This window comes from Variovorax sp. OAS795 (assembly GCF_040546685.1).
In the GTDB taxonomy this organism is placed as follows: domain Bacteria; phylum Pseudomonadota; class Gammaproteobacteria; order Burkholderiales; family Burkholderiaceae_C; genus Variovorax.
On the sequence record NZ_JBEPOH010000001.1, the window covers coordinates 905,095 to 916,834 of the forward strand.

9 protein-coding genes are annotated in these 11,740 nt (G+C 70.1%); 7 read left to right on the plus strand and 2 right to left on the minus strand.

All coding sequences use genetic code 11. The features are described from left to right. Nucleotides 1-107: 107 nt before the first annotated feature. From ABID97_RS04385 to mnmA, 7 genes are all read left to right on the plus strand, one after another. On the plus strand, nucleotides 108-713 hold the full coding sequence (locus ABID97_RS04385) for a DUF6891 domain-containing protein (RefSeq protein ID WP_354397332.1): 606 nt from the start codon (nucleotides 108-110) through the stop codon (nucleotides 711-713). Next, a complete protein-coding gene (locus tag ABID97_RS04390; RefSeq protein ID WP_354397333.1) occupies nucleotides 686-2,563 on the plus strand; it encodes a VanW family protein in 1,878 nt (625 codons plus the stop codon). The genes ABID97_RS04385 and ABID97_RS04390 overlap by 28 nt, the downstream gene beginning before the upstream one ends. Next, a complete protein-coding gene (locus ABID97_RS04395; protein WP_354397334.1) occupies nucleotides 2,560-3,705 on the plus strand; it encodes an ATP-binding protein in 1,146 nt (381 codons plus the stop codon). The genes ABID97_RS04390 and ABID97_RS04395 overlap by 4 nt, the downstream gene beginning before the upstream one ends. After that, nucleotides 3,696-6,260: a DUF5682 family protein gene (locus tag ABID97_RS04400; RefSeq protein WP_354397335.1), complete on the plus strand. Its 2,565-nt coding sequence runs from the start codon at nucleotides 3,696-3,698 to the stop codon at nucleotides 6,258-6,260. Before ABID97_RS04395 ends, ABID97_RS04400 begins: the two co-directional genes overlap by 10 nt. After that, complete coding sequence (locus tag ABID97_RS04405) at nucleotides 6,257-7,939, plus strand: FxLYD domain-containing protein (RefSeq protein WP_354397336.1); 1,683 nt, start codon at nucleotides 6,257-6,259, stop codon at nucleotides 7,937-7,939. The genes ABID97_RS04400 and ABID97_RS04405 overlap by 4 nt, the downstream gene beginning before the upstream one ends. 43 nt (nucleotides 7,940-7,982) lie before the next feature. Continuing rightward, on the plus strand, nucleotides 7,983-8,969 hold the full coding sequence (locus tag ABID97_RS04410; RefSeq protein WP_354397337.1) for an LLM class flavin-dependent oxidoreductase: 987 nt from the start codon (nucleotides 7,983-7,985) through the stop codon (nucleotides 8,967-8,969). A 61-nt stretch (nucleotides 8,970-9,030) separates the two neighbouring features. Further along, nucleotides 9,031-10,137 (plus strand): tRNA 2-thiouridine(34) synthase MnmA, encoded by a 1,107-nt coding sequence (mnmA, locus tag ABID97_RS04415; RefSeq protein WP_354397338.1) that lies wholly within the window; start codon nucleotides 9,031-9,033, stop codon nucleotides 10,135-10,137. A gap of 24 nt (nucleotides 10,138-10,161) precedes the next feature. On the opposite strand, the gene ABID97_RS04420 is transcribed toward mnmA, so the two are convergent. Together ABID97_RS04420 and ABID97_RS04425 are read right to left on the minus strand one after the other, a co-directional pair. Further along, complete coding sequence (locus tag ABID97_RS04420; protein WP_354397339.1) at nucleotides 10,162-10,644, minus strand: NUDIX hydrolase; 483 nt, start codon at nucleotides 10,642-10,644, stop codon at nucleotides 10,162-10,164. Between the two features lie 169 nt (nucleotides 10,645-10,813). Continuing rightward, nucleotides 10,814-11,509, minus strand: coding sequence for a response regulator transcription factor (locus ABID97_RS04425; RefSeq protein WP_354397340.1), 696 nt, complete (start codon nucleotides 11,507-11,509; stop codon nucleotides 10,814-10,816). Nucleotides 11,510-11,740: the final 231 nt, after the last annotated feature.

The following is an 11,740-nucleotide window of genomic DNA, read 5'->3' on the forward strand; positions in this document are numbered from 1 at the left end:
GGCCAATGCTTTCGCACTACAGGCCCGGCGCGCTCGCGGCCGGCAGGTGCCTGCGCCGGGCCCTGGCCCGCTACCATGGCCCGCAAAGCCCCTACATGTGACCACGCATGGCTCTCACGCTCGACCCTGAAGACACGCGCCAACGCATTCACGGCCTGGTGTGGTGCGGCTTTCATGCCGATGCCGACATCGCATGGATGATCACGGACGAGCACCTCGACCCCGACGAGCTCACGCCCGAAGACCGGGCCTGGGTCAAGGCCGAAGCCGCGCGCGCATGCGCCGCCAAGCGCGCCGCCGAAGCCGAATGGCCCGCAGAGACCGAGTACGACCGGCTCGAAGCCGTGTTCGCGCAGCTTCGCAGCGAGAAGGTCATTGCGCTGCACCGCGCCGGCAACACGCTGTCCGATGGCCATGACGACGTGCGCGAAGCATGGCGTGCCGCGGGGCGCCTGGCTTCGGGCATCCGCGGCTGCTGCTTCTATCACGCGCAGGACCTGGACGCCGCGGTGCGCGACGGCCGGCTCTACCTCGCGTTCAGCGGCGGCATGATCGCCGAGGTCGAGCGGCGCGACGCGAACACGGTCGCCATCGGCCATCGCATCGTCGAGCTGCTGCGCACGGCCGGCTTCGAGGCCCGCTGGAGCGGCGACATCAACGAGCGCATCGAGGCCGAGCTCGGCCAATGGCGCAAGCGAAGCCCGCCGGCGTGAGTGCCCGGGCCTGGCAGCCGCCGCGCCGCATCGACGCGATCGATTTCTGGCTGCGTTCCCGGCTGCTGGCCACCGCCCATGCGCTGCGCGAGTCGCTGCGGCCCTCCGCGCGACGCTGGCACGGCGGCACGCAGGCCCTGGCCGACGCGCCCGTGCTGGCGCAATGCCGCACCGCGCTCTGGACCGACGGGCGCGAAGACGAGTTCCCCCTGGTGGCCGGCAAGGTCCAGAACCTGCGCGTGGCGCGCCATTCCTTCGATGCCATCGAGGTGCCGGCCGGCGAGCTGCTGAGCTTCTGGCGCCAGCTGGGCCGACCGAGCGCGCGGCGCGGTTTCGTGCCCGGCCGCGAGCTGCGCGCCGGCTGCGTGGTGCCGACGCTGGCCGGTGGGCTTTGCCAGTTGTCGAATGCACTCGCCACCGCCGCGGCCCGCGCCGGTTTCGAACTCGTGGAACGGCATGGCCATACGGCGCGGGTCGAACACGCCGCCGAGGCACCGGACGACGCCGTGGATGCGACCGTGTTCTGGAACTACGTCGACCTGAAGGTGCGGGCCCCGCATGCCTGGCGGCTCGAAGTCGAGCTGACGGCCACCGAGCTGGTGCTGCGCATCCGTGCGCTTTCGCCGACGGCGATGCCCATGGTGCTGCAACAAAGCCCCCAGGCGAGCGAAAGAAAGACATTGCCGACGGCGCGCGGCTGCCTGAGCTGCGACCAGGCCGCGTGCTTTCGCCACCGGCCGTCGATGGAGGACGGGCTGCGGGGGCGCACGGCCGTGCTGCTCGATGCCTGGACGCCTGAATGCGCGCGCTACCTCGATGCGCACCATGCCGGCGCGGACCGCATGCAGCCGGTGCCGATGCGGCTGGCCTTCTGGCGCCCATGGCCGGCCGCTGGCTGGCACGCGGAGCCCGATGCGATCCGTCCCTGGTGGAGCAGCCTGCGCCGCGCGCTGTGGCAGCGGCTCTGGGCCCGCCACGCGGGCCGGCGGCAAGCAAGCTCGATCGATGGCCAGCGCTGGCTGGCGCTCGCTTTCGCCGCGCGGCTGAAGCCCGGCCACACGCAGCTGGTGGTCGACCAGGCCTTGTTGCCGCACCTGCAACTGGCGGGCGCGCTCGACGGCCGCCGCATCACCGTGCTCGCCGGCGCCTTGCCGATGGCGGAAATCGAAGCCCGGCTCGACGCGGCTGCCGGGCAGTGGCCCGCCGATCCCACGCTGCGTGACTTTCGCGCCCCGCCCGCGCTTGTGCAGGCCGAGGCCCTGGCATTGGCCCGCGCCACGGCCGTGGTCACGCCGCATGCGGAAGTCGCCGCACACCTGGCCAGGACGGCGCCGCAAGCCGCACTGCTGCGGCTCGGCTGGGTGCAACCTGATGCCTGCGCCGTCCCCGATGCGCCCGCCACCGATCGGCACGCGCCGCCGCTGATCGTGTTCGCCGCCAGCGCACTCGCCCGCAAGGGTGCGAGCGAACTGGCCGCGGCATTGCAAGGGTGGCCATGCCGGCTGCGCGTGCTGGGCTCCCCCTCGGAAGACGCGCAACTGTGGCTCGGCATCGATGGCGTCGAGCACATGCATTGGCGAGGCGACTGGCTCGCCGGCGCGCGCGTGGTCGTGCTGCCGGCCCATGTCGAGCACGCGCCGCGCGCCCTTCTGCGCGCCGTGGCTGCCGGCGTGCCGGTCGTGGCCTCGACCGCCTGCGGGCTTGCGGGCCTGCCGGGCGTGCGCGAGGTCGCGGCGGGCGACGTCGAGGGCCTGCGCGCGGCGCTGCTGGCCTCACTTTTCACCAAGGCAACGGCTACGATCGCGCCGGGCCGATCCGCAGCACGAGAACCAGCAGCAACACCACCATGAGCACCGGCACTTCACCGTCTTCCTCCACCGCCAACCAGGCCGTGCGCCTCGCTCCCGAGGCACGCTATGCGGACGAACTCGCACGCCTGCACGCGGCCGACGCCGATGCGCGGCCGACCGGATGGAAGCTCTCGCCACGCGCCGTGCGGCGCTTCATCCTCGGCGACGAGAAGCTGGCGGTGAGCCGCAAGTTCTATGGCGACGATCCGCTCGTGGACCGCGCCATCGTCACGCTCATGGGCCACCAGGGGCTGATGCTCGTGGGCGAGCCCGGCACCGCCAAGTCGCTGCTGTCGGAACTGCTTGCGGCGGCGATCAGCGGCGACTCGGGCCTGACGGTCCAGGGCACCGCGGGCACCACCGAAGACCACATCAAGTACAGCTGGAACTACGCGCTGCTGCTGGCCGAGGGGCCGAGCCAGCGCGCGCTGGTGCCTTCGCCGCTGTACCAGGCCATGCGCGCGGGCAAGCTGGTGCGCTTCGAGGAAATCACGCGCTGCCCGCCCGAGATCCAGGACGTGCTGATTTCGCTCATGAGCGAAAAGCAGCTCATGATTCCCGAACTGGGCCGCAACGAGGGTGAGGGGGAGGGCGAGGGCGCGCGGCTCTACGCGCGGCGCGGCTTCAACATCATCGCCACCGCCAACCTGCGCGACCGCGGCGTGCATGAGATGTCGTCCGCGCTCAAGCGGCGCTTCAACTTCGAAACCGTGAAGCCGATCCGCGACCATGCCTTCGAGGTCGAGCTCGTGATGGCGCAGCTGCAGCGCGAGCTCGATGCCGGCGGCGAGTCGCCGGTCGACGTGCCGCGCGACGTGGTGGGGCTCCTGGTCACCACCTTCCAGGAACTGCGCGCGGGCCAGACGCAGGAAGGCACGGCCATCAAGGGGCTCGATGCCGTGATGTCCACCGCCGAGGCCGTGAACGTGGCCTATGCGGCGGCCTTGCAGGCGCGGCACTTCAACGGCGGCCAGCTCACCCCGCGCGAGATCGCGGGCCAGCTGCAGGGCGTGGTGCTGAAGGACAGCGCCGACGACGTGAAGCGCGTGCGCCACTATTTCGACACCGTGGTGCGCGAGCGCGGCAAGCGCGATGCGCAATGGAAGACCTTCCACGACGCGGCGCGTGCGCTGTGGCAATAGCAGGAGAAGACGGCCGGCTGCCTGCGGCGCTGGATGCGGCGCGTTTGCGGCTGTTCGGCGAGGACGGCATCTTCTTCGTGCCGGTGCGGCACCACAGCCCGGCCTGTGCGTTCGCGCTGCGTGCGCTCTTGCGCGAGATCAGGCCCGCGGCCGTGCTGATCGAGGGGCCGGACGACCTCGGCGCGCTGCTGCCACTGCTGCAGCACGCGCAGACCAGCGCGCCGGTCGCATGGCTCTGCCAGAGCACGCGCGAGGTGCCGGTCGACGATCCCGACCCCGAGGTCGACGCAAGGACGCGCACCGAATCGCGCACATCCTTCTTTCCGTTCTGCGACTACAGCCCCGAGTGGATCGCCGTGCGCGAAGGCGCGGCGCTGGGCGCGCGGCTCGGCCTGATCGATCTTCCGTGGGCCGACAAGGCCTGGCACCGCAGCGAGAGCGACGACGAAGAAGAAGGCGATGCTCGCGGCGCCGCGCGCAGCCTGATGGAAGAGCGCCATTTTGCGCACAGCCGCTACCTTGGCGCCATGGCCTCGCAGCTGGGCTGCGCCGATCACCAGGAGCTCTGGGACCGGCTCTTCGAACTGCGCGCCACCGCCGCACTTTGCGACTGGCGCGCATTCTTCGGCGACGTCTTCAGCTGGTGCGCGATGGCGCGGCTCGACTACGAACCCGAGGTGCTCGAGGCCGAGCTGAGCCTGCCGCGCGAGCGCCACATGGCGGCGCACATCCGCCGCTGGCGCAACGAGGTCGAGGGCCCGATCGTGGTCGTCACCGGCGGCTTCCACACGCTCGAACTCATCGCGCAGTGGCGTGAAGCCAAGCCCTCCAAGGCGCCGGCCGCCAGGGAAGCGCCGGCCGGCGCCTGGCTGATCCGCTACAGCTTCGAGCGGCTGGACGCGCTCAACGGCTATGCCTCGGGCATGCCGTCGCCCGGCTACTACCAGCAGGTGTGGGAGCGCCTCGAGGCCGGCCAGCCCGATCCGTTCACCGCCGTGGCGCTCGACAGCCTGGCGCGCTTCGCACGCCAGACCCGCGAACAGGACCAGGCCGATGCGGTGTCCACCGCGCTGGTGCAGGCCGCGGCCGCGCAGGCCATGCGGCTCGCGGCGCTGCGCGGCAATGCCGGCCCGGGGCGGCAGGACCTGCTCGATGCGATCCGCTCCTGCTTCATCAAGGGCGCGATCGACGAAGGCACGCGCGGCTTCACGGCCGACCTGCGAAATTTTCTCAGCGGCACGCGCATCGGCGACGTGCCGCCTTCGGCCGGCTCGCCGCCGCTGATCGAGGACGCGCGCCGGCTCGCGCGCCAAGCCGGCGTGCGGCTGGACGACAGCACCGCGCGCGTGGCGCGGCTCGACCTGTACCGCAAGCCCTCGCACCGCGAGCGCAGCCGCTTCTTCCATGCCATGGCGTACCTCGACGCGGGGCTCGGCACCTGGCTCGCGGGCCCGGATTTCCTCGGCAACAGCCGCCTGCACCTGCTGTTCGAGGAGTGGCGCGCCGCATGGTCGCCGCTGGTGGAGGCGCGGCTGATCGAGCTCGCGGCCGACGGCGCGAGCGTCGAGGCCGTGTGCATGGCCAGGCTGCAGAAGGAAGAAGACGCGCTCTGCGGCCAGGGCCGCGGACGCAGCGCGAGCGCGGCCGTGGCGCTGCTCCTGCGCGCCTGCCTGGTCGGGCTGCAGTCGCGCCTGCCGCAGCTGCTCTCGATGCTTTCCACGCACCTCGACGAAGATGCCTCGCTGGGTTCGGTGGTCGATTGCGGGCATCGGCTCGTCACGCTGTGGCGTGCGCGCGAGCCGCTGGGCGTGCAGCAGCATCCGCAACTGCTCGGCCTGTTGGAGCGCGTGTGGCCCGCGGCGCTGTTCCTCTTGCCCGATGCGGGAGCGTGCGCCGAAGAGGGCGAGGCCGGCGCGGTGAAGCAGATGCTCTCGCTGCGCGAGCTCGGACGGCTGCTGGCTTCGCTGCAGGGCGAGCAGGGGCAAGCCAGGGACGACGCCATCGACCTCGGCCTGCTGCGCGCCCAGCTCGAACGCTTTGCGAGCGGCGCGCAGGCCGCACCCGGCGTCGCCGGCGCCGCCTCGGCCCTGCTGTACCTCGACGGGCACTGGGACGAGCAGGCGCTGGACACGGTGGTGCGTCAACGTTTCGGCCCGGGCGCGCAGCCGCGCGAGGCTGTGCGCTTTCTCAACGGGGTGATGGCCGCCGCGCCCGAGCTGCTGCTGCGCCTCCCGGCGCTGCTCGAAGGCCTCGATGGCCTGGTGCAGGCCTGGGACGCCGAAGCCTTCATCGCGCACCTGCCCGACCTGCGCCAGGCCTTCACGCGCCTCAAGCCGCAGGAGACTTCCGATCTGGCGGGCCGCGTGGCCGCGCTGCACGGCATGAACGAGGCCGAGGGCGGGGCGCTCGACCAGATGCACTACGACACCACGGAACAGGACATGCTCGAAGGCGCGCAATTGCAGCTCGCGCTTGCCGAGTGCCTGCGCCGCGACGGGCTGGCCGGATGGCTGGGCGCCGCGCAGGACAAGAAGAACACGGAAAACGCCTCATGACCATCGACCTCCAGACACTCAAGTGCGGCGAGTGCGGCAGCAGCGCGCTGAAACGCACCGGCCTGAACCAGTACGCCTGCCAGCATTGCGGCTCCGTGACGCTGGTGGAGGACAACGTCTCCGACCGGCTCGAACGCGTGCTCGAGCAGGTGAAGGACGCGGCGGGGGAACGGCTTGCACAGGCGCAGTCGCTCAAGCAGAAGGCGGTGCTGCGCAACGCGGGCATCGCCGTGGCGGCGTTGCTGGGCCTGGGGCTGGTGGCCATGCTCGCGAGCCTGATCTTCGCGCGCGAGGGACGTCCGCCTGCGCAGCGGCCGGTGGTGGCAGCGGTCGTCGACCGCAGCATTCCCGTCGAAGGGCTCAGGCTCGGCGAACCGCGCCAGGTGCTGGTGGGAAACGGCGGGTCGGCGCAGGCCAGGCTCTTGGTCGTGGCGCGCAACGAGACCGGCAAGCCGCTGGAGCGCGCCGGCATCAAGGCGGTGTTCTACGACGGCGACACCCGGCTCGAGGAGCGCAGCGAGACCGTGCCCATCGGCGTGCTGCAGCCCGGCGAGAGCGCGCCCGTGCTGATCGACCTGCCGAGCGGGAAGACCGCCACGCGCCAGGAGCTCCAGGTGCAGCGGCTCTCGGCACCCTACCGCTCGGCCGAGGGGCCGCGGCTCGCATTCGAGCGCGTGCGGCTGGTGCAGCAAGGCACCGGAGCCGTGAGACTGGTCGGCCGCATCGCCCACGCGAAGGACAGCGGCGCGACGCTCGCCGGCATCGAGGCGCTGGTCACGCTCTACGACGACGCCGGCCGCGTGATCGGCATCGGGCACGGCTACGCGCAGGCGAGCGAACTCAAGCCGGGCGCGCGCACGTCGATGGACATGAACATCCGCAGCTTCGGACGGGGAGCGCCGGTGGCCGCCTGGGACTACCGCATCGGCTACAGCACGCTCGAGACCGGTGGCGCGCGCGTGGCGGTGCTGAGCGCGGACCGCGTGATCCGGGCCGTGGGTGCGCCGGAGGTCTTCAACCCCGAGCTGCGCATGGGCACCGAAGACCTGCTGGCCGACGAGAGCGAGCGTTTCGACCCGGAGCAGCTGGAATTGCTTGCGCTGGTGCCCGGACTCAGCACGATCCGCCAGCGCACCTACATGACGGAGCTCGTGAACCGCAGCAAGGACCGGATCGCGATCGCACCCGCGGCGGTGATCTCGCGCTACGACGGCAGCAAGCTCGATGGAACGACCGTGCTCGCCGGTCCGGCCTACCTGTACCCGGGGGAGCGCTTTCCGGTGCAGGTCGATCCGTCGCGCGCCGACCGCATCACGCAGACCCGCGTCGAATGGAAGCCGATGCGGCGCGCGGCGCTGCCGGGCCAGCGCACGCCGCTGGAGGTCACCATCGAAAGCACCCGCGCCACCACCGGCAGCGTGCTGCTCAACTTCAGCCAGCGCTTCGCCTACAAGGCCGTGGACGTGAAGGGCAGCGTCAGGAATCCCGGTGCCGGCATCGTGCGCAAGGCGCGCGTGTGGGTGAGCCTGCGCGACCGCGAGGGCCGGCTCACGGGCTTCAAGATGGTGGAGGACCTGCCGGCCATCGGCCCGGGCGAGAGCGCACCGTTCGAGGTGAGCATCCAGCAGCAGGCGCGCGACTTCGCGACGGTCGACACCGGGTACCAGAGCACGGAATAGCCTGCACGAGCAAGGATGGCCGGATCGCGCGATCATCCGGCCCATGATTCCGTTCTCGATCCTCGACCTTTCGCCGATCACCGAAGGCAGCGATGCCGCGCAGTCGTTCCGCAACTCGCTGTCGCTCGCGCAGCACGGCGAAGCGCTGGGCTACCGCCGCTACTGGCTGGCCGAGCACCACGGCATGCCGGGCATCGCGAGCGCGGCCACGGCGGTGCTGCTCGCCCACATCGGCGCGGGCACCTCGACGATCCGCATCGGCGCCGGCGGCGTGATGCTGCCCAACCATTCGCCGCTGGTGATCGCCGAGCAGTTCGGCACGCTCGAATCGCTGTACCCGGGGCGCATCGACCTCGGGCTGGGCCGGGCGCCGGGCTCCGACCAGCGCACTGCGCGCGCGCTGCGCCGCAACCTCGAATCCGACGCCGACCAGTTTCCACAGGACGTGGTCGAGCTGATGGATTTCATGTCCAAGGCGCCGCAGCAGCCGGTGCGCGCGGTGCCCGGCGCGGGGCTCGAGGTGCCGGTGTGGATTCTGGGGTCGAGCACCTTCGGCGCCCAGCTGGCGGCGCACCTGGGCCTGCCCTACGCCTTTGCCTCCCACTTTGCGCCGCAGCAGCTGTTGCAGGCGATCCGGATCTACCGCGAGACCTTCAAGCCCTCGGCCCAGCTGCAGAAGCCCTATGTGATGCTGGGCTTCAACGTGTTCGTGGCCGACACCGACGACGAGGCGGAATTCCGCGCCACCTCGTGGCAGCAGGCCTTCGTGAACCTGCGCAGCGGCCGTCCGGGACGCCTGCCGCCGCCGGTCGAGAACTACCGGCAGAAGGTCGGGCCGGCCGAGAACGCGCTGCTCGATTCGGTGCTCTCGTGTTCGGCCGTGGGATCGCCCGCCAAGGTGCGCGAAGGCGTGCAGGCCTTCATCGACCGCACCGGCGCCGACGAGCTGATGATCACCTCGCAGGTGTTCGACCATGCCGCGCGGCTGCGCTCCTACGAGCTCCTGGCCGGGTTGCGCGGCCAGGGCTGATTCCCCCACGCCGCCGGGCCCGGCGCCGGGCTGGGACAATGGCGGGCTAACTGGTGGGTGTATGGCAGCAAAGCAACGGATCGTGGTCGGACTGAGCGGCGGGGTGGATTCCGCGGTGACGGCGCACCTGCTCAAGCAGCAGGGGCACGAGGTGGTCGGCATCTTCATGAAGAACTGGGAAGACGACGACGACAGCGAATACTGCTCGTCGAACATCGACTTCGTGGACGCGGCCGCCGTGGCCGACGTGCTGGGCATCGAGATCGAGCACGTCAACTTCGCGGCCGACTACAAGGACCGGGTGTTCGCCGAGTTCCTGCGCGAGTACAAGGCCGGGCGCACGCCCAACCCCGACGTGCTGTGCAATGCCGAGATCAAGTTCAAGGCCTTTCTGGACCACGCGATGCGCCTGGGGGCCGGGAAGATCGCCACCGGCCACTACGCCCGCGTGCGGCTGAACGAGGCCACCGGCAAGCACGAGCTGCTGAAAGGGCTCGACCCGTCGAAGGACCAGAGCTACTTCCTGCACCGGCTGAACCAGGCGCAGCTGTCCAAGACGCTGTTCCCCGTCGGCGAGTTGCACAAGACCGAAGTGCGCCGCATCGCGGAAGAAATCGGCCTGCCCAATGCGAAGAAGAAGGACTCGACCGGCATCTGCTTCATCGGCGAGCGGCCGTTCCGCGAGTTCCTCAACCGCTACATCTCCAAGGAACCGGGCCCGATCAAGGACGACCGCGGCCGCAAGCTCGGCGAGCACCAGGGCCTGAGCTTCTATACGCTGGGCCAGCGGCAGGGGCTGGGCATCGGCGGCGTGAAAGACAAGGGCGCGCAGCGCGGCTCGGGCGACCATTCGCCATGGTTCGTGGCGCGCAAGGACGTCGAGAAGAACACGCTGTGGGTGGTGCAGGGGCACGACCATCCATGGCTGCTGTCGTCCGCCTTGGCGGCAGGCGACGCGAGCTGGGTCTCCGGCGAGGCGCCCGCGCCGGGCGGCTATGGCTCGAAGGCACGCTACCGGCAGGCCGATGCCGCCTGCGAGATGGATGCGCCAGCGGGCGACGAAGCTTTCAGCCTGCGCTTCGGCGAGCCCCAATGGGCGGTCACGCCAGGGCAGTCGGCCGTGCTCTACGACGGCGAGCGCTGCCTCGGAGGCGGGGTCATCGTCTGACCACCCCGGACCGGTGCGTGGCCCTCAGCGCACCGAGTCATGGACATGGATCAGCTCCAGCGGGTAGCGCCGCCCGGCCAGGTGGTCTTCCACGCATTGCAGGACCAGCGGGCTGCGGTGCCTCGGCACGCTGGCGCGGATCTCGTCGGCGCTCATCCAGACCGTGCGGACGATGCCGTGGTCGAGCGCCCGGCCGTTTTCCCTCGGGCCCAGGACGCCCGAAAAGGCAAAGCGCATGTAGATGACGTCGTCTTCCTTCCTGCCGGTCCGGTGGCTCGATCCCGCCATGTAGATGCCGATCAGCGCGGTGGGCGTGAAGGCGTGGGCGGTTTCCTCGAGCGTTTCGCGCGCGCATCCCTCGATGGGCGATTCGCCGGGGTCGAGGTGTCCCGCGGGCGTGTTGAGCCGGAGGCCCTGCGCGGTGTGCTCCTCGACCAGCAGGAACTTGCCGTCCTGTTCGATGACGGCGGCCACGGTGACGTTGGGTTTCCAGCGGGATATCGTCATGTGTCGGCCTTTGGCGCGGCGGGCAGCCGCTGAAGCGCCCGGGAGGGTCGTTGGGTCGAGGATGAATTGGAGACAGTATCGCTCCAGAGATTCCCCGCATGTTCGCGCGCTCCCGGCCGCGGCAGCCCGGCCGGCCCTGTTGTCGCGGGGGTCTACGGGGCTGTGACGTCTATACGGTGTAGGGATAGGTCTCGACGGCTTCGAGCCGGTACCCCATGCCGTAGATGGCGAGCAGCAGGAAGCCGCTTTCCGCGCGCAGCCCCATCTTGGTCCGCAGGCGGGAAACGTGGGTGTCGAGCGAACGCGACTGCACTTCGGTGGTGCCGCCCCACACCGACTCGTGCAGGTGCTCGCGGGACAGCATGCGTCCGAGGTTCTGGAACAGGAACAGGGCCAGGTCGTACTCGCGGCTCTTCAGGTCGATCTTGGCGCCGTGAAGCTTGACGGTGCGCGCCTGCGGGTAGAAGTGGAAGTCGCCGAACACCAGTTCTGCCTCGTGCGAGGCCGGGTAGGACCGGCGCAGGAGCGCATTCACGCGGGCCTCGAGTTCATTCGCTTGAACCGGATTGGTCATGAAGTCGTCGGCGCCCGCGTTGAGCCCTTCGACCGCGTTCGCCCTTTCCCGTTGTCCGGCGACGAAAAGAATCGGGAGGCGGTTCCGGAGTTCGTTGCGAACCGTCTTCACCACGTCCACGGCCGGGATGTCGGGCAGCCGCCAGTCCAGCACCAGCAAGTCGAAAGTCTGGCGGCGCAAGGCCTGCAGCAGCATCCGCCCCTCGGTGTAGGGGTGGCATTCGTGCCCGAACCCCGCCATGGCATGGCTGAGCGCCTGCTCGGTTTGATGATCAAGTACCGCGATTCGCATTCCGTCCCCTTCATCGTGACGGCTGCCGGGAGCCGTCGAACGAGCGCAGTGTATCGACGCGAATCTTCCTGAAAAACAGTTGAACGCAATAAATGCACGGTAGACGTCGTTTTCTGCGAAGCTGGATTCTTTTAACGACAAATGCAAAACATTGTCATCTCGGGCGGCAAGTTGACGGTTGGCGGACCCAGTCCGCGTGCGGTCGCCGTTGCTAGCATTTGGATAGCTGCA

What these genes read in the sequence shown, in the direction of transcription:
- ABID97_RS04385 (WP_354397332.1), top strand. Translation starts at nt 108, where the DNA reads ATGGCTCTCACGCTCGACCCTGAAGACACGCGCCAACGCATTCACGGC.
- ABID97_RS04390 (WP_354397333.1), top strand. Translation starts at nt 686, where the DNA reads ATGGCGCAAGCGAAGCCCGCCGGCGTGAGTGCCCGGGCCTGGCAGCCG.
- ABID97_RS04395 (WP_354397334.1), top strand. Translation starts at nt 2,560, where the DNA reads ATGAGCACCGGCACTTCACCGTCTTCCTCCACCGCCAACCAGGCCGTG.
- ABID97_RS04405 (WP_354397336.1), top strand. Translation starts at nt 6,257, where the DNA reads ATGACCATCGACCTCCAGACACTCAAGTGCGGCGAGTGCGGCAGCAGC.
- ABID97_RS04410 (WP_354397337.1), top strand. Translation starts at nt 7,983, where the DNA reads ATGATTCCGTTCTCGATCCTCGACCTTTCGCCGATCACCGAAGGCAGC.
- mnmA (WP_354397338.1), top strand. Translation starts at nt 9,031, where the DNA reads ATGGCAGCAAAGCAACGGATCGTGGTCGGACTGAGCGGCGGGGTGGAT.
- ABID97_RS04420 (WP_354397339.1), bottom strand. Translation starts at nt 10,644, where the DNA reads ATGACGATATCCCGCTGGAAACCCAACGTCACCGTGGCCGCCGTCATC.
- ABID97_RS04425 (WP_354397340.1), bottom strand. Translation starts at nt 11,509, where the DNA reads ATGCGAATCGCGGTACTTGATCATCAAACCGAGCAGGCGCTCAGCCAT.